General features: G+C 69.0%; 27 protein-coding genes and 1 pseudogene. 17 read left to right on the top strand and 11 right to left on the bottom strand.

The window, feature by feature from the left end:
- Positions 1–4 precede the first annotated feature (4 nt).
- A complete protein-coding gene (locus ACZ4Z4_RS25570; protein ID WP_468331675.1) occupies positions 5–2764 on the top strand; it encodes a helix-turn-helix transcriptional regulator in 2760 nt (919 codons plus the stop codon).
- 166 nt (positions 2765–2930) lie between these two features.
- On the opposite strand, the gene ACZ4Z4_RS25565 is transcribed toward ACZ4Z4_RS25570, so the two are convergent.
- The 3 genes from ACZ4Z4_RS25565 to ACZ4Z4_RS25555 form a co-directional block, all read right to left on the bottom strand.
- On the bottom strand, positions 2931–3089 hold the full coding sequence (locus ACZ4Z4_RS25565; RefSeq protein WP_468331671.1) for a hypothetical protein: 159 nt from the start codon (positions 3087–3089) through the stop codon (positions 2931–2933).
- A 290-nt stretch (positions 3090–3379) separates the two neighbouring features.
- Positions 3380–3595, bottom strand: coding sequence for a hypothetical protein (locus ACZ4Z4_RS25560; protein WP_468331668.1), 216 nt, complete (start codon positions 3593–3595; stop codon positions 3380–3382).
- Between the two features lie 278 nt (positions 3596–3873).
- Entirely contained in the window at positions 3874–4758 is an 885-nt protein-coding gene (locus ACZ4Z4_RS25555; RefSeq protein ID WP_468331665.1) for an endonuclease/exonuclease/phosphatase family protein, read from the bottom strand.
- Positions 4759–6194: 1436 nt separating this feature from the next.
- Between ACZ4Z4_RS25555 and ACZ4Z4_RS25550 the strand changes: the two genes are divergently transcribed.
- The 5 genes and pseudogenes from ACZ4Z4_RS25550 to ACZ4Z4_RS25530 all read left to right on the top strand — a co-directional run bounded on the left by ACZ4Z4_RS25550 (position 6195) and on the right by ACZ4Z4_RS25530 (position 8007).
- Positions 6195–6467 (top strand): hypothetical protein, encoded by a 273-nt coding sequence (locus ACZ4Z4_RS25550; RefSeq protein WP_468331662.1) that lies wholly within the window; start codon positions 6195–6197, stop codon positions 6465–6467.
- Positions 6464–7057, top strand: a complete 594-nt coding sequence (locus ACZ4Z4_RS25545) for a hypothetical protein (protein WP_468331659.1) — start codon at positions 6464–6466, stop codon at positions 7055–7057. The genes ACZ4Z4_RS25550 and ACZ4Z4_RS25545 overlap by 4 nt, the downstream gene beginning before the upstream one ends.
- Before the next feature lie 50 nt (positions 7058–7107).
- Positions 7108–7467 (top strand): DUF6083 domain-containing protein, encoded by a 360-nt coding sequence (locus ACZ4Z4_RS25540; protein WP_468331656.1) that lies wholly within the window; start codon positions 7108–7110, stop codon positions 7465–7467.
- A pseudogene (locus ACZ4Z4_RS25535) lies at positions 7430–7561 on the top strand (DUF6083 domain-containing protein); the annotation flags it as partial. The gene ACZ4Z4_RS25540 and the pseudogene ACZ4Z4_RS25535, both read left to right, overlap by 38 nt.
- 245 nt (positions 7562–7806) lie before the next feature.
- Positions 7807–8007, top strand: a complete 201-nt coding sequence (locus tag ACZ4Z4_RS25530; RefSeq protein ID WP_468331654.1) for a DUF7660 family protein — start codon at positions 7807–7809, stop codon at positions 8005–8007.
- A gap of 166 nt (positions 8008–8173) precedes the next feature.
- On the opposite strand, the gene ACZ4Z4_RS25525 is transcribed toward ACZ4Z4_RS25530, so the two are convergent.
- Positions 8174–8470 carry a hypothetical protein gene (locus ACZ4Z4_RS25525; RefSeq protein ID WP_468331651.1) on the bottom strand — a complete coding sequence of 99 codons (297 nt, stop codon included), beginning with the start codon at positions 8468–8470 and terminating at the stop codon, positions 8174–8176.
- Between the two features lie 366 nt (positions 8471–8836).
- Positions 8837–9790, bottom strand: coding sequence for a ribosome-inactivating family protein (locus tag ACZ4Z4_RS25520; protein WP_468331648.1), 954 nt, complete (start codon positions 9788–9790; stop codon positions 8837–8839).
- A 561-nt stretch (positions 9791–10351) separates the two neighbouring features.
- Between ACZ4Z4_RS25520 and ACZ4Z4_RS25515 the strand changes: the two genes are divergently transcribed.
- Both ACZ4Z4_RS25515 and ACZ4Z4_RS25510 read left to right on the top strand, forming a co-directional pair.
- Positions 10352–11125, top strand: coding sequence for a relaxase domain-containing protein (locus ACZ4Z4_RS25515; RefSeq protein ID WP_468331645.1), 774 nt, complete (start codon positions 10352–10354; stop codon positions 11123–11125).
- 568 nt (positions 11126–11693) lie between these two features.
- Positions 11694–12947: an IS110 family RNA-guided transposase gene (locus ACZ4Z4_RS25510; RefSeq protein ID WP_468332522.1), complete on the top strand. Its 1254-nt coding sequence runs from the start codon at positions 11694–11696 to the stop codon at positions 12945–12947.
- A 39-nt stretch (positions 12948–12986) separates the two neighbouring features.
- On the opposite strand, the gene ACZ4Z4_RS25505 is transcribed toward ACZ4Z4_RS25510, so the two are convergent.
- On the bottom strand, positions 12987–13538 hold the full coding sequence (locus tag ACZ4Z4_RS25505; RefSeq protein WP_468331642.1) for a hypothetical protein: 552 nt from the start codon (positions 13536–13538) through the stop codon (positions 12987–12989).
- A 281-nt stretch (positions 13539–13819) separates the two neighbouring features.
- On the opposite strand from ACZ4Z4_RS25505, the gene ACZ4Z4_RS25500 reads away from it, so the two are divergent.
- Both ACZ4Z4_RS25500 and ACZ4Z4_RS25495 read left to right on the top strand, forming a co-directional pair.
- On the top strand, positions 13820–14236 hold the full coding sequence (locus ACZ4Z4_RS25500; RefSeq protein WP_468331639.1) for a hypothetical protein: 417 nt from the start codon (positions 13820–13822) through the stop codon (positions 14234–14236).
- A gap of 285 nt (positions 14237–14521) precedes the next feature.
- Positions 14522–15547 carry a hypothetical protein gene (locus tag ACZ4Z4_RS25495; protein ID WP_468331637.1) on the top strand — a complete coding sequence of 342 codons (1026 nt, stop codon included), beginning with the start codon at positions 14522–14524 and terminating at the stop codon, positions 15545–15547.
- 244 nt (positions 15548–15791) lie between these two features.
- On the opposite strand, the gene ACZ4Z4_RS25490 is transcribed toward ACZ4Z4_RS25495, so the two are convergent.
- Positions 15792–16787, bottom strand: coding sequence for a hypothetical protein (locus tag ACZ4Z4_RS25490; RefSeq protein WP_468331634.1), 996 nt, complete (start codon positions 16785–16787; stop codon positions 15792–15794).
- A gap of 649 nt (positions 16788–17436) precedes the next feature.
- On the opposite strand from ACZ4Z4_RS25490, the gene ACZ4Z4_RS25485 reads away from it, so the two are divergent.
- Positions 17437–19074, top strand: coding sequence for a replication-relaxation family protein (locus tag ACZ4Z4_RS25485; protein ID WP_468331631.1), 1638 nt, complete (start codon positions 17437–17439; stop codon positions 19072–19074).
- A 56-nt stretch (positions 19075–19130) separates the two neighbouring features.
- Complete coding sequence (locus tag ACZ4Z4_RS25480) at positions 19131–19355, top strand: hypothetical protein (protein ID WP_468331628.1); 225 nt, start codon at positions 19131–19133, stop codon at positions 19353–19355.
- Positions 19356–19404: 49 nt separating this feature from the next.
- Here ACZ4Z4_RS25480 and ACZ4Z4_RS25475 read toward each other — a convergent pair whose 3' ends face one another.
- The gene (locus ACZ4Z4_RS25475) at positions 19405–19560 is read right to left on the bottom strand and encodes a hypothetical protein (protein ID WP_468331625.1); all 156 of its coding nucleotides are present in this window, start codon (positions 19558–19560) and stop codon (positions 19405–19407) included.
- A gap of 736 nt (positions 19561–20296) precedes the next feature.
- On the opposite strand from ACZ4Z4_RS25475, the gene ACZ4Z4_RS25470 reads away from it, so the two are divergent.
- The 4 genes from ACZ4Z4_RS25470 (at position 20297) to ACZ4Z4_RS25455 (ending at position 22886) form a co-directional block, all read left to right on the top strand.
- Positions 20297–20920: a 2'-5' RNA ligase family protein gene (locus ACZ4Z4_RS25470; protein WP_468331622.1), complete on the top strand. Its 624-nt coding sequence runs from the start codon at positions 20297–20299 to the stop codon at positions 20918–20920.
- Positions 20917–21399: a hypothetical protein gene (locus ACZ4Z4_RS25465; RefSeq protein WP_468331619.1), complete on the top strand. Its 483-nt coding sequence runs from the start codon at positions 20917–20919 to the stop codon at positions 21397–21399. The genes ACZ4Z4_RS25470 and ACZ4Z4_RS25465 overlap by 4 nt, the downstream gene beginning before the upstream one ends.
- A 523-nt stretch (positions 21400–21922) precedes the next feature.
- Positions 21923–22516 carry an RICIN domain-containing protein gene (locus tag ACZ4Z4_RS25460; RefSeq protein WP_468331616.1) on the top strand — a complete coding sequence of 198 codons (594 nt, stop codon included), beginning with the start codon at positions 21923–21925 and terminating at the stop codon, positions 22514–22516.
- Between the two features lie 133 nt (positions 22517–22649).
- Entirely contained in the window at positions 22650–22886 is a 237-nt protein-coding gene (locus ACZ4Z4_RS25455) for a hypothetical protein (RefSeq protein ID WP_468331613.1), read from the top strand.
- Between the two features lie 148 nt (positions 22887–23034).
- Here the strand turns inward: ACZ4Z4_RS25455 and ACZ4Z4_RS25450 are convergent, their stop codons facing one another.
- From ACZ4Z4_RS25450 to ACZ4Z4_RS25440, 3 genes are all read right to left on the bottom strand, one after another.
- Complete coding sequence (locus ACZ4Z4_RS25450; protein ID WP_468331610.1) at positions 23035–23205, bottom strand: hypothetical protein; 171 nt, start codon at positions 23203–23205, stop codon at positions 23035–23037.
- Between the two features lie 328 nt (positions 23206–23533).
- Positions 23534–23941: a restriction endonuclease gene (locus ACZ4Z4_RS25445; protein ID WP_468331607.1), complete on the bottom strand. Its 408-nt coding sequence runs from the start codon at positions 23939–23941 to the stop codon at positions 23534–23536.
- Positions 23934–24452 (bottom strand): hypothetical protein, encoded by a 519-nt coding sequence (locus tag ACZ4Z4_RS25440; RefSeq protein WP_468331604.1) that lies wholly within the window; start codon positions 24450–24452, stop codon positions 23934–23936. Before ACZ4Z4_RS25440 ends, ACZ4Z4_RS25445 begins: the two co-directional genes overlap by 8 nt.
- 174 nt (positions 24453–24626) lie before the next feature.
- On the opposite strand from ACZ4Z4_RS25440, the gene ACZ4Z4_RS25435 reads away from it, so the two are divergent.
- Positions 24627–25859, top strand: a complete 1233-nt coding sequence (locus ACZ4Z4_RS25435; RefSeq protein ID WP_468331601.1) for a hypothetical protein — start codon at positions 24627–24629, stop codon at positions 25857–25859.
- Positions 25860–25863: the final 4 nt, after the last annotated feature.

The raw sequence follows: 25863 nt of genomic DNA, 5'->3' as shown, positions 1-25863 counted from the left end.
ATCGATGCCCACCCCCCACCTGCCGCCGCAACGCCGGGTGCCCCTCGGCCGCTCCCGCGAGGCCCAGGTGCTCGACCGCCTCCTGCACCGGGCGCGCGCGGGGCAGGGCGAGGCCATCGTCGTACGCGGCGAAGCGGGCATCGGCAAGACGACGCTGCTGGACTACGCGAGGACCGCACCAGGAGTGCGGACCCTACGGGCGTCCGGGGCCGAGTTCGAAAGTGAGCTCGCGTTCGCGGCACTTCACCAGCTCTGCGGCCCCATGCTGAGCGTGCTGCGGCGGCTGCCGGACCCCCAACGCGGCGCACTGGAGGCGGCCTTCGGGCTGAGTACCGGCACACCGGACCGCTTCCACCTCGGCCTTGCGGTGCTCAACCTCCTCTCCGAGGCCGCGCAGAGACAACCCCTGCTCTGCCTGGTCGATGACGCCCAATGGCTCGACCGGGCCTCCGCGCAGGTCCTCGCCTTCGTCGCCCGCCGGATCCAGGACGAGCCGGTCACGGTCGTCTTCGCCGTCCGCGAGCCGGCAAGCGGTGACGAACTGGCGGGGCTGGCGGAACTCCGGCTGGGAGGACTGGCCGACACAGACGCCCGAGCACTGCTCGACTCCCGCTTCCGGGCACCACTCGACCCCCAGGTGCGCGAACGAATCGTCGCCGAGTCCGCGGGCAACCCACTGGCACTGCTCGAACTGCCGCAGACAGCGGACCTGGCAGGCGGTTTCGCACCGCCGGCGGCGGCGCCCGCACCGGGGAGCGTCGAGGCGAGCTACCGGACACGACTGGAGGCACTGCCCGCCCCGACCCGCCTCCTGATGCTGACGGCGGCAGCCGAACCCATCGGGGAACCCTCCCTCCTCCACCGCGCCACGCAACTCCTCGGCATCGCCCCCCAAGCGGCGACGCCGGCCGAGGACACCGGGCTGCTGACCATCACCCCATGGGTCAGGTTCCGCCACCCCCTGGTGCGCTCGGCCGTCTACCGCACCGCGCCCCCGGAAGACCGCCGCGCGGTACACCGGGCGCTCGCCGAGGTCACCGACGACGACCAGCCCGACCGGCAGGCGTGGCACCGCTCCATGGCGGCGGCCGGCCCCGACGAAGAGGTCGCCGCATCCCTCGAACGCTCCGCGGAACGCGCCCGGGCCCGCGGCGGCAGCGCAGCGGCCGCCGCGTTCCTCGAACGGGCGGCCACCCTGACGCCGGACCCCGACCGCCGTGCCACCCGGGCACTGGCCGCCGCGCGCGCCAAACGGGACACCGGAGCCGCCGACGCGGCCCTCGCCCTGGTGGCCATGGCGGAGACGGACCTGAGAGCCGACGACACACCCCGACGGGCCGAAGCGGCCGCCCTCCGCGCCCGCGTCTCCTTCGACAGGAAACGCGACGACGAAGCGGTGACAAAGCTGCTGCGCGCCGCGCAGGCGACGGCCCACACCGACCCGGCCGCCGCCCGCGAACTGGTCCTCGACGCCTTCGCGGCGGCCGTCTTCGCCGGCCGGTTCGCCAACGGGGCACGCCTCCTCGACGCGGCCGGCGCAGCACGGGCCCTACCACCCCTCGGCCGGCCAGCCCGCCCCCTCGACCTGCTCCTCGAAGGCCTGGCCACCCAGGTGAGCGAGGACTGCGCCCCCGCCGCCCCGCTGCTGCGCCGGGCCCTCGACGGCTACCGCCGCGCGGGCAACGGCGACGAATACGGGCTGGGCGAGGTGTGGATGGCCTGCAACGCCGCGATGGACCTCTGGGACGACACCGCCTGGCGGACGCTGGCCGACCGGCAGATCGCCCTCTCCCGGCGACGCGGCGCCCTGGCGGACCTGCCGGTCCTGCTGAGCTTCCGCGCCCTGGCTCACATCCACGCCGGGGAGTTCAGCCACGCGGCGGCACTGGTGGACGAGACACACACGATCGCGGTCGACGCCGGGGCACCCCCCGTGGTGTACGTCGATGTCTCCCTCGCCGCCTGGCGCGGGGACGAGACCGCGACCACCGCCTTCGCCGACGTCGCGACACGCGCCTCACACGAGCGGGCAGAGGGCCGACTGGCCAACGTCACCGAGTACGCCCGAGCCGTCCTGCACAACGGTCTGGGCCAGTACGAGGCCGCGATGCGGGCATCGCGCCCCGCCTGCGACCTCGACGAACCGGGCTTCCACTCATGGATACCCGTCGAGTTCGTGGAGGCCGCGGTACGAGCCGGCCGCCGCGACCTGGCCCTCCCGGTCCTCGAACGCCTCTCGGAACGCACCGCGGCCAGCGGCACCCACTGGGCGGCCGGGGTCGAGCTGCGCTCCAGAGCGCTGCTCACCGACGGGCCGGCCGCCGACGAGCTCTACCGTGAGGCCATCACCCGGCTCAGTCACAGCGAAGGAACGGTCCACCTCGCACGCGCGCGACTCCTCCACGGGGAGTGGCTGCGGCGCGCGGAACGCCTCACCGAGGCCCGCACCCAACTGCGCACCGCCCACGAGGAACTCACATCGATCGGCGCCGGGGCGTTCGCCGCACGAGCCGCCCGCGAACTGGAGGCGTCCGGCGAACGCGTACCGCAACGCCAGACCGGAACACCTAACCCGCTCACCCCCCAGGAGTTCCAGATCGCCCGACTCGTCGCCACCGGCGCCACCTCCAAAGAGGTGGCCACCCAGCTCTTCCTGAGCCCACGCACGATCGACGCCCACCTGCGAAACATCTTCAAAAAGCTCGACATCACCTCCCGCCGCCAACTCCGCGACCTCCCCCTGACGGTGGGACGGCCCGAGTAACCGAAACCGACCCGAACACCCCGCCACCCGGAGCGGTCACGCCGGGCCGGGCCGCAGGCCCTGGGCCCACCCGGACCGGTCACCCCGCTCAGTGCGAAGTGCTGCCAGCCCTGCCAGGTCGTCACCGTCCACACTGCGCCTGTCGGCCCGTGGCCGTCCGGGGCGCTCATACCGTGCCCTGTTCGGACGTCCGTTCCGTCTGCCGCGACAGGACTGCCTTTCGCTCCCGGGCGGGGGCCGGACACCACTTGAGAGCTTCTTCCTCGGCGTCGTAGAGCCCATAGCCGGTTACCGGCACCCCTGGGCCGTCCACGGTCTTGTCCATGGCGAGGCCTTCTGTGTCCTGGTCGTGGTCGAGGCCGTCGAGTCTGTCCCCTTCCGGGCCCATGGCTCCCGGGGGAAGAAAGCGAACGCGCAGACCGGGACGCGGGCTTCGACACGCGGTTCGGTTGTGCCCCCAACCCGATCACGCATTCCGGCCCGGGGGCGAGGGCCTCGGCAGATAGCGGTCCGACCATCTGCCGGGCGGGCCCTCTCTCGCGCTCGTGGACAGAGCGCTCTCTCCGGCGTGGTTCGCGGGATGGAGCGCTCGGACTGACGGTCAGTTCGACGACTTCAGCTGTTCTCGAGGTTGCGCATCGGGTTGTCCTTCTGCTGGCCTTCGGAGTAGGACCCCTTCTCGGATTTCATTGTCTCGTCCAGGTCATCCGAGTTCTGGTTCTGCTTGTCCTCGTCGTCGCCGGTGACGATCTTCTTTGCCTGGTCGGCGGCTTCACCGAGTCCGTCTTCGATGCCCAGGGGACGGTCCTCTCGCCGGGGAGCAGATACCACACCAGAGTGGTACAGGTGCCCCATACCCGCATGTGCCCGCCTGTGTACGGGAACCGTCGCCCACCCGCCTGCCTACGGTTGGCGACGGCACCTGTCATCGTCACTGTCCGGCCGAGCGGGGACGTCCCCGGCCGGTGCACGACACGGTGCGGGACCGGCCTGTGCACGGGCCCCGCACCGGCAGAAGCCAGCGGTCCCCCCGGGCGCCAGGGATGAGCCGCATGGTCACGGAGTGCGCAGGCGGGCGCCGGATCTGCTCCCACGGGGGTGGTTGCCCTTTACACGAAGCGGCAGGCGGTGGTCGAGGGTGTGGATGCGGTTACGTCGCTGACGACGACGCGGTGGTCCACATTGCGGGTGTTGCGCAGGTAACAGGCGCGGGAGTTGATGCCCTGGTGCAGCAAATAGTCGAACTTCTTGCCGGACTCTTCCTGGGTGCCATTGCACAACTTGTGCCATGTGCTGCCGCAGTAGGGGTCGACGTCCCGGTAGGCTGGGTTCTCCTGCCACACCGGTTTCATTTCGTTGTACCAGGGCTGGGTGTTGAAGTCACCGGCCAACAGGGTGCGCTGGTGGGGACGTGCCGCCGCGACCAGGGCCTGTATTTGCTTGGGGCGGCCCGCAGCGCCTTTGTGGCTGTTCAGGTGTGTGTTGAAGATTTGCACGGTGCGGCCGGCAAGCTCGGTGGAAAAGGTGCTGTAGCCTCGTTTCTCGTTGTCGTTGTATTCCTTGGCGTACGGGACGTTCGCGTAGCCGCTGACGCGTGTGCCCTTCGCGACGAGAACGGCCTGGCCGAGCTCTCCCCCGCAGAAAATATGGAAGTTGGACGTGCCGGCCATGAACTCGTAATCCAGACCGATAACTTTGAGCCGCTTGGCGGTGAATTTGACTTCATCGTGACAGGACTCTTGGAGCAGCACGATCTGGGGCTTGAACTTCTGAATTTGTGCACTCAGCAGGGCAACACCGCTCTGCAGGTCCTGTCCGTGGGAATTCCAGGTCATGACCCTGTCCTTGATGACGGCAGCCCTGGCGGTCGGCCCGGTGTCGGACCTTCTGCTTGTCTCGGCGTCTTGGGCATAGGCGGGGGCGGTCAGTCCCGCTGTCACCAGCAGTGCCAGTGCCGCCTTTGCGGCCAGAGTGCCGCCCTGTGGGATCTTCACTTTGTCTCCTTCTGCGTGGGGCGGGTGGTCGAGCTGCTCGCCGGCTTTCGGATTCGCATCTGCGGCGCAGCGGCTTGCGATGGAAGCTTGCTGCGACGGTTGTGAACGCCACAACATGTCCCCAGTCCGGGACATCGCGTCTCGTGTCCGTACTGGTCAGGAACCTGTCCGGGACCTGTCCGAAGGAGGGCGTGGCTGACGCTGGGCCGGCAGCGTCATCGCCACCCGACCCCGCGGGCAGTGGGCACGAGCTGAATCGGCGCGGGGGCGTGCCTGTTTCGGGGGCCGGGGGACGCGCGCTGCGTAGTCTTCGAGCCCGGACCCGCTGAGCCCGTCAGCGTGACCCAGGGACGGACAGATCCCCGGGCCGGTGGCCATGCACCTGCGGCAGCGACTGCAGCGGCCCGCACCGGGTAGCGGTGCACTGTCCCGGCGCCGGAGCAGCTGCTTGCGTCTGAGCGATGTTGTGGCCGCACTGGTCCGTGTGGAGTGAGTCTTCGCAGGCCACGCCGGAGGGAAGTAGGCGCGAATATGCAGCGCTGCGCCAGCGAGAACACGTTTACGCATGACCTCTCTTCCCTTCTCTGAGATGCGGGAGCACAGCGGATTCTGTGTACACACACCGTCGCCATCCGGCCTTGGAGAAACCTTGGGGAAACCATGAACCTCCAGGTCCGGGACCTGCGCCTGGCCGTGCTGCTCCCACAACGTCACCGCGCAGCGCCAAGATGACCAAGCAACGGCTGCGGACCCTGCAGGACCTGGACGCCGCGGCGACCCTGCTGCACGAGGCTGGATTGCGGTTTGCAGTACCGCCGCCGACCCCGAGGGCGACATCTGCGCGATGCTCGACACCATGGACGTCGGCCCGTTCCACGCCGCAGCGGACACGGTCAAACTCCTCGCGCAGGAGCCCGACGACGGCGCCGAGCAGATGCTGGCCGCCGCTACAACATCATCGCCCGCTGGCGCGAGGGAGACGCCCTCATCCCGGCCGACTGGCTTGCACGCTGCCCCTTCGCGACGGCCGAGTAGCCGCAACGTGAGCGTGACCTCGCGGACCGCAGGTGACGACCCTGCGGCTCGGCCCTGCGGATTTTCCTGGTACCGGATCAGGGCGGAAGCGGGTGCGGACCATACCAGCCCTTCCTCGGTGTTCGACGTGAGTTGGCAACCTTGCCAAGGTCGCTGCGCGTGTCGTGTTTCCTCTAGTCAGCCCGAGCGCAGCCGTGAGCCTGAATGCCGCGCACAACGGACGATGCGCCCCAGCCGGCCGTCCGCGCCCTGAAGGCCTGACCCGTGAGGAGAAGACACATGAAACGCCTGCTGAAACGGCCCTGCGCGATGCTGGCGAGCATGCTCTCCCTACCGCCAGTCATCCCCACAGCGCACTACCACCACCCTCGCCACCCGGGCGGGGCACCGGAGGTGATCGCATGACGCACCCCGCAGGCGCCGACGAGCCGGTGTCCCGTGTACTTGTCTCCGAAGACCGGGCTGCAGTGGCTCTTGAGGCCCTGGTCGCCGAGCACCGCCTGGAGATCGAGGAATGGGACTTCACGCAGCTCGACAGCACAATCGGCGACCGCATCGTGGCCATCCACCACTCCAGGGACGATAGGACGATCACGGTTGCCATGAATCAAGATCCCCGCCTGCGGCTTGAGGCCGTCAGCCGGATCCTCCTTGAGATGGGAGAGCAGCCATGACCACGGTCACGCGCCGCCAGCTCAGCCTCGTGCCCGTCCGGGTGCGCCGTGGCACCGCCTGGCCCGACAAACCCATCGTGCTTCGCCACTCCGCAGCCGGGACCATCGTTGAGTACGATCCCGAGCGGGCATCTCTGGACGCGGCCACGATGCTCACCCGCGTGGGCCTGCGCATGGAGGGATACACCCTTGGCGAGATCCTCCTCGAAGACCACGACCCCCAACTAACCGCTCTGTACCGAGACTGCTCCAGACTCCACCTGGACGTGGAGCATACCCAGGGGCCGCGGATCACCGAACCGACCGTCGTCGACCACGAAGGCGACTGGTCCTACCTGGTGCCCCAACGATGGGACTTGGCCGATGCGCTGCAGCGGCTGCCCGCCGCGTTCGCGACCGCCCGGCCGGAGATCGCACGCGAGTTGGAGCGGCTCGAGGAGGCCAAGCGCACCACCCAGGGTGTGATCGACCAGGCCATCGACCTAACGGCATCCCTCATTCTGCAGACGGGAGACGTGCAGGGCGTCTACGACGACGTGGTCCGCTTGCTCGACGGGGCAGGCCGAGGGGCAGCCCAGTCGACCTGCTGACCCCTCGCAGGGAGATTGGAGCATGCGCGCTTTCAACGTCAGTAATTGGGGTGCGGACGCAAGCAAGTTCTCCTCAGCGCGCCAAGCCAAAAGGAGCCGCTGGGCGGGAGGTGCGAGCCGGACGGCCAGAGGCTCGGCGTGCCCCCTGCACCAGCCCGAGGAACACCTCACTCTGCCGTGAACCGCTCCTGGCAAAACACCCCACGAAGCAGTCGGCACTCCCGCCCCTGCGGACAGCCCCCACCAGCCCCGGCCGCAGCGCCCGCTGCCGCCGCTGCGGCCACCGCATCGACCTCCACCAGCGCACCAGCCCGCGGCCCATCGCTCTGCACCCCGCCGAACCGGCCACCGCCCACGTCCGCATCCAGCCGCTGGCACCTGAACGGCGGCCTCGCCCACCCCTACTCTGACGCCAGCAAATGGTGCCGCATCCCGCACGTCCTCCTGTGCCCCGCCCGCCCCCACCTGCACGCTGACCCCCTTCCTCGTGACCGCCCGCCGTGAACTCGCCTCCTGATCGACGCCGACGCCTTCACGCGCCCACACCACGGCCTGCAGACACCTCCTCGCGCCCGCGATCCAGCACCCGCCGACAGGCGGGTCGTGCAGATCCTGCTCGTGCGTTACCTCGCCCTCAGCCCGCTCGACACCCTCCGCGTCGCTCCCACCCTCGTCCGCCACCGCTGCCCCACCCCGGACGTTCTCCTGCGCTATGCAGGACTCTTACGGGGCAATACTCATCGCCATGGATGCCGCTCTGGTTCAGACAGTCGGCGGCCTGCCGTCTGCTGTTCCTCTCGGCCCGCTGCCGAACACCACTGCTTGAGGCTTTGGCGGCGTGGATGCATGACTCGCCGGCCTGGTACCAGAACCAGGGGAAGAAGTTCCCCGACAGCGGAGACTGGACCTTCCTGGCGCGAGCACTGCAGGCCGCCACCGTTTATGAGTGAGCCTGTCTTGGACCCCGTATCGAGGGTTCCAAGACGGTTTACCGTCTTCGAACCTCACATGATCGCGTGCCCGTGACGGGACTGGCGGGCAGGCCCCTCTTCAGGCCCCAGCGGATCGGTCCTGGAACCGGGCCGGGACGAGGCCGTGGCGCCGATCAGCCGATTGTCACTGGTCGAAGGCACCGTTCTGCTCCAAGCCATCCATGAACTGCTCGTGCACCCTCAGCTCACGCCCTCTGCCCGGGCTCGTCAGAACGATGGTCTTCGCCTCCGCGAGCGACGTCGGACCCGCCCCCAACAGTTCACGCGTGATCACCACCGCATCAAGCACCTCGACCTGCCGCTCATACAGCAGCCGCTGCACGGCAACCATCCCGTCGTTCCCTGCCAACAGCGGTCGGCACTCGTCAGCGAGCGCTTCTAGGCGGGCCGTCCTCTCCGGGCTGAGCCCTCTGATCGTCATCGCGCTGTTCCTTCCCTCGCGGATCCGAACTCCTTCCCGATCATCCCGGACGCTCGAACATCAGACTGCCTTTATTTCTCGGTTTCTGGCACAGGTTCCGTGCAGCAGTGACTGAGCGTTGCGAGCCGGGAGGTGGCTGCCTCGCTGGTCAGTACTGGATTTGATCCAGTCCTACGAGGTTAGGGTGCTGATTCACGAACCGAGGGGAGCTGACGTGCTCGACAGACCGCTGAGAGCCCGTCTTGGAACCCTCAACGGAGGCTCCTAGACGGTTCTTAACCCAGCTCCAGGAGAGCAGCCGAGCGGCGGACCGACAAGCAACCACCGTGACCGACGACGTGTGTGACGCGGTGGTATGGGCCAGGATCAGCGTGCGGAGTGCACTTGGATGAAGGGAGCGATGCGCGGCCCGGCCGTCCCGCGCCACATGTCCTCATAATTCCTGTACGTCCGGCCGTCGACGGTCACAGGCCGCGGGGTGTCCCCCCGCATGTCGCGGTAGGTCAGGCTGGACAGCGCCGCCCACCGGGTTTGCAGGTCTACGCCGAAGTTTCCGAGGTGCGAGGGGTTGCTGCCGTCGCTCGAGTCGTACCCGTAGCGGAGGACGTTGGTGATGCGTCGCTCGATCCAGCCGAAGCGGGCTGCTTCCGATGTGGCGCCGATGATTACGGCAAGGTCTCTGCGGTAATCGCGCTGGTTACCGTCACGTACCTGCCGCAGACGCATGATGGAGTTCCAGAAATTCGTCGAGTGGTACTCGAAGTTGCCCCTGGTCTGGCCCGCGTCCAAGTAGCGGTACCCGCCTTCGTAGTTGAGGCTGTTGAAGAGCGGGGGCGTCGCCGCTCCGGTTGCACGCTGCATTTCCTCCGCGAGGTACCCGCCAGTGTCGCTGAACCGCCAGTGGACGCCGTCGACGGAGAACCCGATGAGGTAAAGGTCGCGCGCGCGGAAGTACAGAGCGACGTTGCACCGGAACCTGTCCCAGACGCGCATCTCGATAATGTTGTTATTTTGCTCCGTCTGGGCGAGCCACAGGTGTGGGCCGCGGACGTAACCGCTGGCGTGCGCGCCCAGATTCCGGAGCTCATCAACCATGAGTTCGTAGCCACGGGCATTGGCGCGCGACGCCCCAGTCTCCCCGCTCCCAGGGTAAGTCGTGTCATAGCCCGAGATGTTGAAATCGATGACGGACCAGCGCCGAGTGGTGTCCGCATGTGCTGGTGCTGCGGCTAGTCCCTGCACTGCCCCCAAGGCGGGGAGTGCGAGCACCGAAGCGCCGAACTTCGCGAACAATCTGCGAGACATTGCCTTTTCGGCCATGAACGTACCTCTCTGATGGGGGAGTTGGTAGCCAGTGGAAAGCGGTACGTGGCTCCGCCGCCCTCGACCCGGAGCAGCACTCTCCTTGATGCCGCTCACGCCCGGCTCACGGCTGGCTTACGTACCGCTGATGCGAATCGTCATCGAACCGATGCGCCGCCCTAGTCGCGTTCTTCCGGGCCCGACCCGCAAGAAGAAGGCGGCCAGGCGGGCAGGCGCCCTCCGGGTCCCGGCTACGGCGCAGTACCAGCCGCCGGTGCACCGCATGGCGACGGCGCGGAGGCGTCGACGGGACAGCAGCGGCGGCACTGAGCAGCCGAAGCGCGGCCCACTCCTCCGCAGCGGCGGCCTCGGGTGCCGCAAACCATCACGCCGACAGAGGCACTACACGTCAGGAGAAGCGCAAGTGCGGATGCTGGGCGCTGGCTCATCGCGAGCGCGGTCTTGGCCGGTATTCCGCCGCGGGTCTGCTGGTGTTCTTCTCCCTGCTCGGCGCTTGGATCATCACGCTGGCGCGGCTTGCTGGCTCCCCCCAGGCCGGTTTGAAGACGGGTTCTGAGCGTGAAGGGGCAGCGCCTGGACGGGAAATGGGGCTCGATCCACACCACGGCCCTGCACGAGAACACCGTGGCCGCCTCCGCGCTCTACAACGAGCTCGTTGCCGCGGAGGTCTGCGAGGCGCTCGGGCTGGCGACCGAGCCGCGCATCGTCACGCCGGGGCGCCGGCCGGTGATGGAGATTGCCGGGGTGCCGCACGAGCTGATCCGCTGGACTTCCCGGCACAGCGACCAGATCGCCGCCTGTCTGGCCGAGCTGGAGCACGAGTACGTCACCGCCGTCGACGACGACGGCGAGCCGCGGTTCCTGCCCGTGGTTTCCGAGCGGGCCCGCGCCAAGCTCAACGCCATAGCCGCCCGCAAGACCCGCCCGCCCAAACAGTCGGCCCGGCCGCTCGCGCAGCTGCGCGCGTGGTGGAAGGCGAGCGCGATCCTCACCTCCGGTGTCACCGCCGACGTCATCACCTCCCTCCTCGAGCACGCCCGCGCCGCAGCCGCGGCGATCCGGGCCCGGGTCGCCGCCGTGGTCGACATAGCGCTGGCGGCCGTCGACGTCACCGCAACCGTGTTCGTGATGAACAAGGGCGGCCGCTTCCACCGCCGGCATCTGCTCGCCGAAGCCCGCCGCCACCTCGCCCTGGTCCTGCGCGGCCACCGCCGCGACCCCGGCCTGGACGACCAGGTGGTGGCCGCCGCCATCTCCACCCACTGCCTGGACATCAGCGAGTCGAAGACGATCCGCGGCCTGGAGGCCGGCTACCGCCTAATCCCCATCTAAGGGCGGCCCGAGCCAGTGCAGGAAGCTCCGGGCTGTTCGAACAGCAGGGCCGTCATGCCCGAACCCATCCGGACATGCGGTGTCTCGCTATAGGCCGGCGGACGCCCTGCAAGTGGTGGTGGTCTCGTGGGCGCCGGGCGGATGCCTATACCGCCTCCGACCTCGATGTCTCGGTGTAGACCGAGCACCGCTCGGCGCCTTCGTCGCCGCCACCACGTTGTTCCTTCGAGGGATGTTCAGTGGGGAACGGCTGTTGGCGCCCGTCGGCGCTGGACGGACGCTTGACGTCCCTCCAGGCACACGATGCCTACCGAAAGATCGGCGTCGTCCAGCGTCGACGGACGTCAACACCCACCGCGAGTCCACTCGTTGGTGTTGGTGGTGCGAGCCCGCCGCACGGCGACCTCTCATAAGCCCCGAGCCGTATGAGCTCCCGGCTAGACCGAGGCCCGTGGGGTGCGCTGGTGTCACGAACGGCTACTGAGGTGGCGGACCGACCCTCGTGTCGAGTCCTGGGATTAGGGAGCTGCGTGGCACGCATGTGCTCGTGACCAGCACAAACCGCACTATGGGGAGGAACATTTTGATCTATTGCGGCATCGACTGGGCCGAGCGCACGCACGACGTTGCCTTGGTCGACGACAGCGGGCAGTTACTGGCAAAGCGGCACATCACCGATGACGCCGCAGGCTACAGAATCTTGCTGGATCTGCTCGCCGAATACGGAGACACCGCGGAGAACCCGATCCCAGTGGCGATCGAGACCTCCCGCGGCCTGCTCGTGGCCGTGCTGCGGACCGGCAAGCGGAAGGTCTTCGCCATCAACCCGCTGGCCGCCGCCCGCTACCGCGACCGGCACTCCGTCTCGCACCAGAAGTCTGACCCCGGAGACGCCCTGGTCCTGGCGCACATCCTGCGCACCGACATGCACGCCCACCGACCGCTGCCCGAAGATTCCGACCTTGGTCGCGCAATCGCCGTCCTGGCCCGTGCCCAACAGGACTCGCTCTGGAACCGGCAGCAGCTTGCCAACCAGCTGCGTTCCCTCCTGCGGGAGTACTACCCAGCCGCCTTGGCGGCCTTCGAACCCTGGCGCACCGGCTTATGCCGGCCAGAGGCCCGGGAGCTCCTCAGAGCCGCCCCGACGCCGACCCGCGCGGCGAAGTTGACGCGCACGCAGCTGACGGCCGCACTCCGAAGGGCCGACCGCAAGCGAGGCATTGAGGAGGAGGTCGGCCGACTCCAGGACGTTCTTCGTGCCAACTGGGCCCATCAGCCACCGCTGGTCGAGGAGGCGCTGGGCAAACAGATGCTCGCTCTCCTGGTCCAGTTGGAGGCCGCCTGCACCGCCGCCGACGACCTCGCCGAGGCGGTGGCAGAGGCTTTTCCTCAGCACCCGGATGCTGAAGTGATCTTGAGCTTTCCGGGGCTCGGCATCCAGCTCGGCGCCCGGATACTGGCCGAGATTGGCGACGACCGGAAACGGTTCGCCGACGCCCGCGGCCTGAAGGCGTATGCCGGCGCCTCGCCCATCACCCGGGCCTCGGGCAAGAAGTCCAGCATCACCCGCCGACGGATCAAGAACGACCGCCTCAATCATGCTGGCTACCTCTGGGCCTTCTCCTCGATCACCGCCTCACCCGGCGCCAATGCCCACTACCGGCACCGCCGCGACCATGGAGACTGGCACGCCGCTGCCCAGCGCAACCTCTTCAACCGCATGATCGGCCAGCTCTACCACTGCCTCCAACAAGGTCATCGATATGACGAGGCACTGGCCTTCCCGGCTCCGCCCGACGAGGTGGGCACAGCGGCCGCCTAACCAGAGGCCGCATCTCGTCGGCAGCGGTCAGGAGCATGCCTAGCGGGGCAGGCGGCCCAACACAGCACGAAACCTCGCCTGCCCTGCCGTGACGCTCGCGTCCCACAGGCCTGAGGCGTCACCACGCAGCGAGAGGGACTGGAGCCGTTGTTCCTCGGCGAGGAAGCCAGCACCTGCCACGTTCTGGTCGAGCATTCCCATCGCGGTGAGCGCCGCATGGCCGCAGGACACCGCGTCGTCAGCATTTCCCGAGCCGTGGGCCAGGAGGGCATACCGCAGGCAGAGGGCAGCGAAGAAGGCGTAGGTGTCGGCGACATCGGTGATCCCCTCCTCGTTGGGCTGAAGCTCTGGGAACCGCTCCAGCTGGCGCACGCCCTCGGCGGCGTTGGCGAGCGGCCGGTCGGCATGCCAGAGATCGCGTACGGACTCCGCATAGAAGTCCAGGTCGGCTTCCCGCCCCGGCGCGCCCGCCCGCAGGCCCACGAACAGTGGCGCCATACGTTCGGCGCAGGCGGCGGCATACAGGCGGATCGCCTCGTCACCCCCGTCACGAAGTGCCTCCGTAATGGCCCCTTCCACCAGCGTCTCCATGCCCCGCCCTCATCCCGTTCGAACAGGTCGACAGGCTACACAGCGGGCTGAGGACCGCCGCTTGACGAGTTAGGCGCCTGAGGTGTCTACACCGCACGGTGGGACCTGGCCGACCTCCCCGCCCGCCGCCGACCACCCACTGCCGGGCCCGACCCGGACCGGCAGCCCCCGGCCGATCCCGGCGAGCCGGCTGCGCCCCGGCCCCGGGCCAGGAGACGGGGGAGTGGGGGATTCCCCGCATCCCGCTCCAGTACGACCGTGCCGTCCTCGCCGGTGTGGTGGTGCGCGAGAAGCTGCGCACCACCACGACCGCCGCCGGGCGGGGCCGGGCGTACGACGTCGTCGCCCACCAGCAGGCGGCAATGCCCGAACAACTGCTCACGCCCGAGCCGGCCGACTCCGAGCGCGACGGACAGGAGCAGAAGCCCGGCAGCTGCGAGGCGATCGACATGACAGCGCTGCGGGCCCTGCGGGAATCCCGCACAGACGTGGAAGCCCTCGATCTCACCGCCGACCGGTTGCGCCGCCTCCAGGACGCGTTCGCCAAGGCGGGCGACGACGCCCGCGCCCGCTCGGACCGCCACACCCCACAGGCCGAAACCGACGCAACACGCCCGAGACGCCAGGACGACCAACACACGCACAACCCCCAGCAGCAGGACCCACACCAACAACCACAGGCTGGCCCCGGCCGCTGACCTCACCCACCGGGCGCACCAAGGAGAGCTGTCGGCGCCGTACCCGGACGAGTGAATGAGCCGCCGCAGCGGCCAGCCAGGTGCGGCGGCACGCCGTCCCCACGGCACACTGCTGTGCGGCCCCCATCGGTGGGCCAGCATCCGCAAGGTGCGCTCCGGCCAGACGCCCCGATGTCCTACAGCGGATGCGAAGGAGCCAGGCCCCGACCCCATTTGCCGCAGTACGCAACCTGTTCGCACTACCTGTGCGTACCGGGGCCGGACGGTTCGCAGTCAGGAACGCTCATGAGCCACGGAGACCTCCTCACGCAGAAGGCCCGCTACCGCTCCCGATGCACCGGCATCGGGCACCAGGCCGGCCTCCAGCACCTCCAAGCCCTCCAAGGGCAGGACCCGGTGCCGACCGCCAACCACGACCAGGCCCGCCTGGAGGCTGCCGTGTTCGAGCGGCTGGGCGGCACGATCGACTACTGCGCCCATCCCGCCGGCGTCGCGCGTGTTCATCCCGGCGCCGACCACCTGGTCGTGGAGGTCGATCCGAAGCTCGGTCCTGAGCACTCGCTGCCGGAGCACTGCCTTCAGGCTCTGCTGCCGACCCGGTACACCGGGCCGGACGAGGATGAAGGGCGCGAGCCCGGAGGCATCGCCGGGGTCAGGGTCCTCGGGGCTGACGCAGCCGGCCTCCACCTCGGACTGGCAGAAACCCACGCTCGCGTCACGATCGCCGGGCCGGCCCCCGAGCAGTGGGGGACCATCGTCACCCGGCACCGGGCCTCATGCTCCGACCACGACCTCATCCCCTTGTGGGACGAGCCCACGATGACCCCGTTCGAGTCTGCCTACCTGGCAGCCGACCCCACCTGGTGGGAGGAACAAGCAGACCAAGCGTGGGTAGCCAGCGGCCTGCTGCGCCGCGTCGCCCTGTTCCACACGGTGACCAAGCCGTACTCCCTCAAGTACTGGCCGCACGGACTGGGCTGGAAGTTCGAGCTGCGCTACGAACACGACGTCCCGATGGACCACGAGGCGCTCCTCGCGCACCTGACCCACCCGGTATGGGGAATGCCGCTCCAAGCCACTCGCGAGCACTGCGTGTGTAAGCCCTGCGACTGCGACAAGGGAGCGGAGCGCAACTGCTGGTACACCCTCGGCACGGGAGAAGGACGCCGCGGCGAGATCGGAATCCACTTCCGGCGGGCCCGCGCTGGCCGTGACGTCGACCATGAGTACGAGCGATTGGTCGCGGCAGGCGCTGACCCCAAGTGGCTCGCACAGGCACTCCCGTCCCTCCACCGACGTTCAGCCGCCTAGAACACCTTTCCGGCCCTCGGGCCCGTCCCGGAGCCTCCGGCCGATATCGGCGAGCCCCCCCGTGCACCGGCCCCCGCCCTCGGGCCAGGACGCGGGAGAATGGGAGGTCCCTCGCATCCCGCTCCAGTACGACCGCGCCGTCCTCGCCGGAGCGGTGGTCCGGGAGCGGCTGCTCCACTCGATGCGCTCCACCGGCCGGGAGTGGACGCCACCGGGTGGAGCCGCCGCTCCACCCGTGCGTCGGCTATCCGACTTCTGTCGTGGTGTCGGCTTCAGTCTCTTGCTTGAGGAGTAGAACTTCACCGCAGAGGATGTAGACGTTCAGGGCGCACATGTTGGCTGCGCGGAGCGCGACGTCGGCGTGCACACCCTTGCTGGTGAGCTTGTCGAACGCGGCGAATCTGGCGTGCAGGCCCTCGGCCATGGCGATCGTCGCCGCGGAGACGTTCTTGCTCTCGTTCGCGATCTTGATGAACTCGAATAGGCGGCTTCGGTAGGAGGCCTGGTCGAGCTTGTAGCCTGCGGCGGAGGGCTCTGCCTGAGCCGGGAGGACCTGGCCGACCACTGCCTCCAGGATTCGGCGGCAGGTGGTGAGTGCCTGCGACAGTTCCTCGCCGGCCGGGCGGGTGTGGTCCTGGTCGGCTGCCTCGTTCAGGCGGCGGTAGAGCGTGTTGAACCGTTCGATGAGGTCCGGCGCGTGCACGCTGAGCAGACGGTCTACCACGGCCTTGTAGTCGCCGAAGATCGAGTCGTTGATCGAGCTGTAGCCGAAGCGCCGCTCCCACTCGCACAGATAGGCGAACGTCCGATGTCGGGTCAGCTCCTGGACTTTCCTGAGCATTGCCGCGTTCTCCAAGGAGCTCGGCGACACATTGTCGGAGGGCTCGAGCATCCCGAGCAGGTAATCGATCTCGCTGAGGGAGTGCCCTGCGATGTGAGACTCGGGGTTTTTCCTGTCCAGGGTGCGGTCGCTGAGGTACTCGCGCATCGCGGCCTCTGCGGGACTGTCCGCGGATGCCCACAGGGCGGGGTCGGCCATCAGACGCCGTGTCGCCTCGCCGTTTGCTTGTGGGTCACCACCTGAAGAGTGCAACTCCATCCCCAGCCGTACCGCGACTTGGGAGTCGCCGGCCAGACTGGCGATGCGTATAGCTCGACGGACGGAGACAGTAAGTGGACGGTCGTCGAATTCGTCCAGAGCGATTCGCACCAGCGTCAGGATCTGGTCAGCCGAAGTCATCCACTGAATGTAGCCGCCTAGTCCGACACCTCGACCTGCATTTTCGATGGTTGGGCCGCCTGCTGCTCCGTCCATTCGCACGGCGACACCCGCCTCCCGACCCCTTGTCCGGGGTGGTCGGCCCGGCCACGAACCCGGCCCTGACCCCTTGTCCACCTCTGCTACCGCCCCGGCCACCGCCGCGTTTCTCCTTGGCCACGTCCGCTACCGGCCACGGTCAGACCGCGGACAAGGGGGTCGGTTGCACGCTGCTCCTTCGCAATGACCGCCCCGGCCGGGGCAGCGAAGGAGAGCAGACGATGACGACCACACACCCGAGGGCCGGGCAGCGGCACCGCTTGGGCCGATCACACCGGGAGGCCGGCCCGCGCCGGGCAAGCCGAAGGGGGCTCCCTGGGTGCCCACTTCGAAGGCCCCTTGGGACCCCCCTTTGGTGCCCGGCATCCCAGGCTGGAGAAAAACCCCTTGTCAGGGCCGCAATCGGCGCGAAAACTGCGCCGTCACAACCCTCTTCTCTCCTCTTGTTGTCCGTAGTGGAGGAGAGCATCGGGTTCCGGGGGGCCCGGACGCCCTCCCCGGCCGGGCGCGGCCAGCGGCAGCAGCGGCGGTCGGCTGGCGGCCGGTCGCGAGCGACGAGGGAGCAGAGCTGATGGCGGGGAAGCGGAAGAACAACCCGGCGGGGTCGACGAACAGCTACCGCGGCGACGTGCTGCGCGTGCTCGGGGTTCTGAAGGTGGCCACGGCTGATCAGATCCAGCGGATCGGCGCTCCGCACCTGACGTTCCGGCACGCCGACAAGCCGACCCCGTCGAAGCAGAAGCAGGCCCGCACCGCCTCACACACCGGCGCCCTCTCCGACATGCGCAAGCACGGCCTATCCGAGAACGGCGGCTCCACCGACACGGGAGACAGGCTGCGGAACCTGACCCTCAAGGGTCTGGAGGCCGCCTCCTACGAGCTGCGGCGCCCCGTGACGGAGATGGGCTCCACCGCCCGCGGCGCCGGTTCCAGCGGGGCCTCCCACCCGATGGCCGTCAACGAGACGGTGATCGCACTGCTGCGCCCGAAGCCGAACATGACCAAGCTCACCGACGACCCGCCGCACGTCCGGGCCGCCGTCGACGCACCCGAGGGGATCGGCACGATCACCTCGTACTGGACCGAGGTCCCGCTGCCCGCCACCGGCACCTGGAACACACCCGGCAAGGGCGGCGCCCAAGCCGACCTGCTTGTCACCGCTCCGCAGGACGGGGTGCCGCTGCTGTTCATCGAGGTCGACAACTGCCATGAGACCGCGGAGGAGCTCGCCGACAAGCTGGAGAAGTACGCCCGGTTCTTCCGCCGCCGGGTGAAGGACACCGATGGCACGGAGCGCCCGATGTGGCGCACCCGCTGGAGCGCTCCGGCCACCTGGACCGGCGACGCGGCGCATCCGCCCGTGCTGCTGGTGTTCAACCGGATCGGCGAGCGCAACCCCAACCGCACCGTCCCACGTCTGCAGGAGCTGACCCGGCACCTGTGGCAGGGGGAGCGGGAGAAAGGCTTCCACATCTACGACGGCAGCATCCCGATCATCGCGACCGGACTGAACCAACTACGCGAGCACGGCCCGGCCGCCCCGGTGTTCCTCCGCTTCGGCCGCGGTCACATGCAGTCCCTGCTCGAAGCGATCGGCAATCCCCGCCGCGAGGCGGCCGAGGCCCGCGCCCGCGCGGAGACCAGGGCCCGCCAGGAGGAGCACCAGGCGAAGCTGCGGCGGGCAACCCGGGAGCAGGCGGCGAAGAAGGCAGCCGAGCGTGAGGCCCGCCGCCCCGTCTGCGCCGGCTGCGGGGCGAAGTTCACCGACGAACGATGGGCAGCGGTACAGGCAACGGACTGGAACGGCCCAACGGACTCCCATCCGCACCTGTGCGACGCCTGCAAGCAGGCCAGCGCCGTCACCCAAGAAGCCGACCGTCCCGAGCGCCCGGAGCCACTTCCCGGCTGGGCCAAGCAGAAGCCCTTCCTGCGCTACGCCCGTCGTCCGAGGTGTACCGAGTGTGGGGCGGCTTTCACCGACGAGCGGTGGCAGGCGGTGGAGCGCGTTGGCTGGGGCAGCCGCCCCCCGGAGGCCAATCCGACTCTGTGCGGGGGCTGCGACCAGCAGAAGAAGGCAGGAATTGAGCAGTCCTGGATCGAGCAGGGCTGGACGGTCAGGTCTCGGCACCAGGATCAGGAGCAGGAGCGGGGCCAGTCCGTGCCCGAGCAGAAGACCGGGGGAACCTGGCTCTCCCGCTTCCGCAGGTGACGCATGACGCCCCGGGCTGATTCGCCCACCGAACAGGTCCGGGCACGCTGGAAGGCGTGAGCAGCGCGTCGATCGTCGTGCACCGGCCCTCCGACTCGGGCGGCCGGAGAGTCACCGTGCACCACAGCGGGCGCGACGAGATCCTGGGCACCGCCTACAACGACCACGATCTGATTGTGTTCCTCGAGGGCGCCGGCGTCGCCGAACCCGAGGACATCTGGGACGACCCGCAGTGGGTGGAGTGGCGTGGCGGCCCCGCCCACCAGTTCCACGCCGCCTGATGGAGGCGGTGGGGCCGGGTGCAGCATGTGTCCTCGGCCCCACCGCTGGTCAGCCGATCAGGTTGTGCAGCGCGGGCAGGCTCACTCCAGCGGCCCCCAGGCCCGTCGCGACGGCTGCGGGCACGGACTTGTCGTGGAGGAACATGAGACCGCCCATGACGAGGCCGATGATGACGGCGGCCAGGAACACCACGGCGGCGTGCACCGACAGCAGTGGGGTCTGCGATGGCGTCCCTGCGCTGGCAGGGCCGGGCGGTTCGGGTCGGTCGGGTATGGGGGAGCGTGGGTGCGGTTCCCGAGGCATCGGGAGTCTCCTACGAGGCGGAGGAACAGAGACGACGGACACCTGTGGTGGTGTCGTCCGCGTGGGGGTGGCGCGCGCCTCGCGGTCGGCGGTCCTGCTGCGGCTCTCTGAGGAGCGTCCCTGTGGGGCTTCGGCCCGGCCCAGGGTGGGTGTGTTCAGCGTAGTGGTGATTGGCGCGGGTGTTGCCCGGGGTGTCTGGCGGTTGGTCATCGGTACTGCCTCCGGCGAGAGTTCGAGATAGCGGGCGGGACAGTGACAGGGCTCATCTGCTTGTGTCTCCTCCTCGGGCACGGCTCCTGCACCCCGAAGGGCCGGAAGCCGGAACACGACGAAGGCCCGGACACCTGGTCCGGGCCTCGTGCTGTCGCAGTCCCCTAGTGAGTTGAACGTAAGAGCGCGCTGGAGGTCACGCTTGGCAGACGGCGGGAACGCCCGGCCCATGCGGCGCACACTGGGACCTCACCCGGCTGTTCCACGCCCGCAGCCCGCCTGGAGGCGCCAGTGCTTCCACTGCGACGGGGCCGGTTTCGCCCGGCCCTTGTGGGAGCCGGCTGCCGGGCATGCCTGAGCGGCCGAAAGAAGAACGCCCGCGCTGCACGCCGTGCTTACTGCGGGCGCGACGCGATGATGGTCCTCGATGGACACCTTCTTCACGCCCGAGAAGCTATGGCCAAGCGGCGGGCCCTACCCGCACTTCCTGGTCCTGCTCGACAAAATGCCCGCATACCGGTCCTACGCCCGGGCCCACGCGTCCTTCCTTGCCGGGTTTCCTCACCTGAGCGTGGTGCCGGAGGAGTGGCTGCACGCCACCGTCCAGGGCGTCCAATATCCGGTAACAGCCGTGCAGTTGAAGCAGCTGCGTGCCGCCGCCGCGGCTCGCCTGGAGACCATGCGGCCGTTCACCGTGCAACTCGGCCCGGTCTGGCCCGGCATCACCGCGGTCACCGCGGCCGTCTACCCCGAGGAGGGGATGACGGATCTCAACGACCGGGTCCGCGCCGCCTGCGAAACCGTCCCCGGGATTCGGCTCCGGCCGCGCGAGACCCGGTTCTGGCCCCATACGACGCTGGCCTACGCCCGGCACGACAGCTTCGATGACCGCCTCCTGAACCGGGAACTGCGGGCACTGCGCCCCGAGCGGGTCACGCTCATAGTCGATCGGGTCCATCTCGTTTCCCAGCGCCAGGATCCGCACCGCGGCTACACCTGGGACGTGATTGAGGAGTTCGTGCTCCCCGCCGGCGGAAGAATAGGCGCATGACGATGACGACGCTCACCGAGCGGTCCCATCAGTGGCAGGGCCAAGGCGGCCCCGCGCAGTGGGACCAGGCACGGGACCGTACCCGCGAACTGATCGGGAGCCGTCTCGAAAAGTTCAGCGATCACGACAGTGACGCGACAGGCGCGGACGGCATCTGCGGGCTCGCCACCGCCCTGTACGTCATCGCCGTCTCACGTGGCATCGAGGCCAGGGACGTCTCCCGGGACGACGTCGATGAGCTGATACGGCGGCGTCCAGGCGAGAAGGACCCGGACATCGTCCTTCGATGGGAGACCCACCTGCAGTTGGCGGGCCACTACCTTGAGCACCCCACCGACCCGGTCGCCGTCCGGTGGCGCGCCCTGCGCGTCATCCACGACCCCGACGACGAGTACGAGGACTCGCTGGTGCGCCACGGCCCGGCCCTCCTCGAGGGGCTGCGCTACGTCCTGTCCCCGCATGTCGCGCTGACGTTCTGAGAGACCGTCTTTGAACTCCTGTTGATCTCGTATACGCGCCACGGCGGAGGACTCCCTACGCACTAGGCACTTGGTTCGCAGTGGCCCGGCAGCGGGCTCTGCAGAGAGCTTTCGGGTGCTCTGCGTTCCGCTTCGTTACCCTTTGCAGGAGGGGGTGGCGGGCGGATTCTGCCGGTACCGGGCGAGTCGCACTTCCTCTTCACGGCCGCGGGCGCCGCGCTCCGGCCTGACAGAGGGTGGGTTGTGGTGTCCAATTCGGAGATGGTCGGCACCGTCAGCGTGGACCGGTACGAGCGGATCGTGGCACGGCTGCGGGATGCGGTCGAAAAGTTGTAGGCCCGCTCGTCGGTTCAGGCCGGAACGAGGGTTCCTGCGCATGGACAGTCCCTTCTGTCTGTGTCTCTACCCGCGCGACCTGAGCGCACTTGTGAGACGAGATGACCTATTCATTCGTTCGTGGCGATGGAGCGTGTCCAGTTGCGTGGGCGGGGACGCTGGGATTCGACCGACGAAAGGAACCCTGATGGCAAAGCGCATTTGGCGAACTCTCCGGCCCGCTCTGACTGCTGTCACGACGTCCCTTTTCCTGTCGCTGCTGGCTGTACCGAGCTCAGCGGACGACCTGCCCGAACAGGAAATCTTCAACCGGGCCAACGGGGCCCGTGTGCTGACGGACCAAGACAGCACCGACAACGGCACCAATCTCATTGCCGCCCGCCACGGAGACGCGGACTACGCCTCCAACAGGTGGAAGTTCATCGACGTTCCCGGACCGTACTGGGTGATCAGTAACTACAAGAGCGGAAAGTGCGTCCAGCCGGACAGCAGCAACCAAGGCGTGGCGGAGAGGGCCATGGTCCGACTCCAGCCCTGCGACACCGGCAACCCTCTTCAGCAGTGGCGGCTCACCCAGGACCCAGCGACCACCCCCGGTGAGTTGCTGAACTACCCCAGCCCCAGGTCGGACAATGCCGGAGCGATGATCCAGCCACGGGAGAACCGGAAGCTGGCCATCGCGCTCCAAGGACCGGGCTTCGCCCAGTGGACCAACCTCATGCTGCTGCGGGCCGAGCCCGCCGCCGACCGGCTCTGGCAGATCAAACCGCACACGTCCTGACCACTCCGCTCCGGCCCCAAGTCACAGACGGCCGCCGCGCACAGGAGGCTCGCTCCAGCCACCCGTCGCACCGGGCTCGCCCTGCGGGCGCTCTGCGCGACGGTGGACTGGATCTGCCTGCGAGGACGGCATCGTGCTGAACTTCCCCACGGTGCTGGTCCACCACAACACCTCGCTGGCCGAGGGGCTGGCGCTGACCCAGGGCATCTACCAGGAGGGTCTTCGTGGCTTCGCCCGCATGCGCGAAGGCCTCGCGGCCCGGGATGATCCAGGGCTGAACTGGTACCTCGAAGACGCCAACGCCCTGCTTGCCGGGTGGCGCCACTGGAACAGCAGCACGGCACGCCACCGAGGGCACTCGATCATGTGAACTCAGGTCAGGCGGGCCGCAGGGCGGACTGCGGGCGCGGCGGGGCGCCGTTCGGCCGCACGGCGGGGCGGGTATTGCTTTACCGTGTTGTAGGGGACGTCGATGTCCTCCGACAGCCGGTGCAGCCACGCCGACACCGCTCAGCAGGTCATCCCTTCGCCGCGCGGCCGCCGTGCTCCTGCATTGGGACCACCTCCAGCGCGCCGTCGCCGATGATGAATGAACTCTTCGACAACTCCTCGACCGCGGCACGCAGTGTCTCCACGATCTGCCCGTACCGCTCGGCGCTGACGTGGCCGACCTTCTGCGCGCTGGGCATCGCGCCGCCCCCTGCCAGACCGGAGCACGACCCCATGGCCGTGAACCGAACCCCGGCCCGCCCGGTACCGGCAAAATCCGCCCGCCAGCCGACGCCGCACCACCAGGGCGGCTGAAGCATCCGCAAGCTCTCCGCAGAACCCTCTGCCAGGTCACTGAGCCCGAAATGCCATGAGCGCCTCGTTCCCCCTGGCGAGAAGCGTGTTCAAGATCAACAGAGGTTCAGAGATGGGTTCTGAGTGGAGAAGCCCCCGGCGGCGCTCGATGGAGCGGCCGCCGGGGGCTTCGTTCGCCGCCCGGGCCCTCGGGGGGAGGCGCCGAGAGACGGCTCAGGGAGAGACGACGACCGTCGCCTCGTCGGTGGGCCCTGCGGCTTGTAGCCGGTCCAGGCGCTCGTACAGGGCGCGGACCAGCCGGGCTCGGTTCTGCACCCGGTGCAGTCTGGGACACGGCTGAGATAGGCGGCCTTCGGCCTCCCGCAGGATCAGCTCGGCGAACACGCGACGCCCGTCGTCCTGGGGGAGATGCTCGGCCAGCTCGCGTACATCGTCGGCGACCGCGCGCGCCGCCCCCGCGAGCAGGAGACCGACCTGTTCGTAGGCGTCGGGCTGCAGCGCCTGCGGGTCGGACCACGCCAGGACGGCCCTGAACAGCTGCTCGTGGGTGGTGCGATCCAGCGGCAGGTCCGCGTCGACTACGCCCGAGGGGGCGTACAGCGCACTGTGACGGTCACTCACGAGGCAGGAGCCTTTCGGGGGTGGTGGGCGCATCGGTGCTCCGCAGATGGGCGGCGAACCGCTCGGCGTCGATCAGGGCGGGCGGCTTGCTGTCGCGCGGGTGACTGATCCAGTCTGCCGAGATCGTGGCGTCCTCGTGCGTGCTCGGGATGAGCAGCTGGTGCCCCTGGGACAGCAGCCGCACCCCGCCGATGTCCTTGAAGGCGTCACCACAACCGGTCGGCACCGCGACGTACAGCCGGTCGCGCAGATGGTCGGCGATGGCCCAGTAGCCACAGCGGGTGCTCGCACCCATCGCGTCGAGTGCCTCCAGCCCGGCCGCCATCGGCTCGACGGACACCACATCCCAGCCGGTGCCGCAGGCCAGCCAGTGGGTGCGTGTTCCGCCGCGCTGCCACCGGATCTCCTTGCGGGCGGTGACCCGGGCCAGCTCGTGCCACGTCGGCGCCGGAGGCTTGGTCGGCTTGGTCGTGTTCTTCGCCGTCTGGCCGGCGGCGGGTGGGTTCGCCACGGCGCTCTCCCTGCTGATTGCCTGACACGTTCCGTCCAGACAACTCCCCTCCGTGCGGGTGGGATCAGGTCAAAAGGCGGGCAGTTACCGACTGAGAGGCGGACAGTTTTACCTACCGGAAGGGCGTGGCGGGACTACCGTCGCACCACGGACACACCCGCCGCGGGGGCACCCATGGACACCCAGCGCAACGCCATCTTCGCGAACCTGCTGCGTGAGTACGGGTACAGCCACCGGGGCTTGGCCAGGGATGTCAACCGCATCAGCGGGCACATCTTCGGGCGGCCCGGCGCATGCACCGACCGGGACGTGCGGCGCTGGGCCGCGGGCAAGGTGCGCTGGCCGACCGCGCGTTACCTTCTGCCTCTCGTGGAGATTTTCGACCGGCCTCCCGAGGCGATGGGGTTCGTGCCCCGTGGCGCGAGCAGCCGTTTGCCCACCCCTCCGCCCTGGGCTGCCGACCGGGATGAGGAGGCAGATGTGAAGCGCCGCACCTTCGTGGTCGGGTCCACCGCCGCGTCCGTCGCCCTGGTCCTGGGGCTGGAGGAGACACCGGTCAGCGGGCGGCTCACCTTCACCGACATCCAGCGCATCAACGGAGCGATCGGGCGCCTGGACGCGCACTTCAACGCGATCGGCGGCGGCCCGCTCCTCACGGTGGCCACCGCTTACATCGGCCGACTGCGCGACGCTGTTGACGGCTGCACCTACGGGCCCGGCGTCGAAAAGGCCCTTCACGCCTCCATCAGCGGCCTGTACTCCGCCGCCGGATGGGCCGCGCACGACGACGGCCAAGACGAGGCGGCCCGCCTGCACCACGCCGCCGCCCTGCAAAGCGCGATCCTCGCCGACGACAAGCGCGGCCAGGCCCGCGCCTGGTCCAACCTCTCCATGCAGGCCCGCACCGAAGGCCGCCACCGCGAGGCCCTCCAGATCAACCGCGCCGCACTCAACTCCCGCCAGGCCCGCCAGGACCCGCGCATCGCCGCCCTGCTCCACTCCCGCCTGGCCATCGGCCACGCCCGCGCCGGCGACTACCGCGCGGCCGCCCGCTCCGTCCTCGCCGCCGAGGCCGCCCACGACCGCTTCGACACCGCCGAGCCCCCGCCGCCCTGGCTGCGCTTCCTGGACGCCGCCGAGATCACCGGGCTGTCCGCCATCGCCCACAAGGCCATGGGACGCCTGCCCGACGCCGAAGTCGCCACCGCCCAGGCCCTGCAGCTCCTCTCCCCGAACATGCGCCGCAACAAGGCGTACTACGGCGTCCAGCTCGCCGAACTCCAAGTCGCCCAGGGCGACCTGCACCGTGCCCATGCCACCGCCGCGGCCGTGGACACCTCCGCCCTCAGCAGCCGGCACATCAGCGACCGGCTCGCTGCTGTCCACCGCACCCTTGCCACCGCCTAGGAGA

It is taken from the genome of Streptomyces sp. NPDC030245, from assembly GCF_055572995.1.
Note: the sequence above shows the minus strand (reverse complement) of the source record. Positions and strands in the feature narration are given on the sequence as shown.

Bases quoted from the DNA above. Each gene is read 5' to 3' on its own strand.
- ACZ4Z4_RS25570 (WP_468331675.1), top strand. From the start codon at position 5: ATGCCCACCCCCCACCTGCCGCCGCAACGCCGGGTGCCCCTCGGCCGC.
- ACZ4Z4_RS25510 (WP_468332522.1), top strand. From the start codon at position 11,694: ATGGGGAGGAACATTTTGATCTATTGCGGCATCGACTGGGCCGAGCGC.
- ACZ4Z4_RS25495 (WP_468331637.1), top strand. From the start codon at position 14,522: ATGAGCCACGGAGACCTCCTCACGCAGAAGGCCCGCTACCGCTCCCGA.
- ACZ4Z4_RS25505 (WP_468331642.1), bottom strand. From the start codon at position 13,538: ATGGAGACGCTGGTGGAAGGGGCCATTACGGAGGCACTTCGTGACGGG.
- ACZ4Z4_RS25465 (WP_468331619.1), top strand. From the start codon at position 20,917: ATGACGATGACGACGCTCACCGAGCGGTCCCATCAGTGGCAGGGCCAA.
- ACZ4Z4_RS25490 (WP_468331634.1), bottom strand. From the start codon at position 16,787: ATGACTTCGGCTGACCAGATCCTGACGCTGGTGCGAATCGCTCTGGAC.
- ACZ4Z4_RS25435 (WP_468331601.1), top strand. From the start codon at position 24,627: ATGGACACCCAGCGCAACGCCATCTTCGCGAACCTGCTGCGTGAGTAC.
- ACZ4Z4_RS25550 (WP_468331662.1), top strand. From the start codon at position 6,195: ATGACGCACCCCGCAGGCGCCGACGAGCCGGTGTCCCGTGTACTTGTC.
- ACZ4Z4_RS25565 (WP_468331671.1), bottom strand. From the start codon at position 3,089: ATGGACAAGACCGTGGACGGCCCAGGGGTGCCGGTAACCGGCTATGGG.
- ACZ4Z4_RS25485 (WP_468331631.1), top strand. From the start codon at position 17,437: ATGGCGGGGAAGCGGAAGAACAACCCGGCGGGGTCGACGAACAGCTAC.
- ACZ4Z4_RS25520 (WP_468331648.1), bottom strand. From the start codon at position 9,790: ATGGCCGAAAAGGCAATGTCTCGCAGATTGTTCGCGAAGTTCGGCGCT.
- ACZ4Z4_RS25460 (WP_468331616.1), top strand. From the start codon at position 21,923: ATGGCAAAGCGCATTTGGCGAACTCTCCGGCCCGCTCTGACTGCTGTC.
- ACZ4Z4_RS25525 (WP_468331651.1), bottom strand. From the start codon at position 8,470: ATGACGATCAGAGGGCTCAGCCCGGAGAGGACGGCCCGCCTAGAAGCG.
- ACZ4Z4_RS25530 (WP_468331654.1), top strand. From the start codon at position 7,807: ATGCCGCTCTGGTTCAGACAGTCGGCGGCCTGCCGTCTGCTGTTCCTC.
- ACZ4Z4_RS25470 (WP_468331622.1), top strand. From the start codon at position 20,297: ATGGACACCTTCTTCACGCCCGAGAAGCTATGGCCAAGCGGCGGGCCC.
- ACZ4Z4_RS25450 (WP_468331610.1), bottom strand. From the start codon at position 23,205: ATGCCCAGCGCGCAGAAGGTCGGCCACGTCAGCGCCGAGCGGTACGGG.
- ACZ4Z4_RS25545 (WP_468331659.1), top strand. From the start codon at position 6,464: ATGACCACGGTCACGCGCCGCCAGCTCAGCCTCGTGCCCGTCCGGGTG.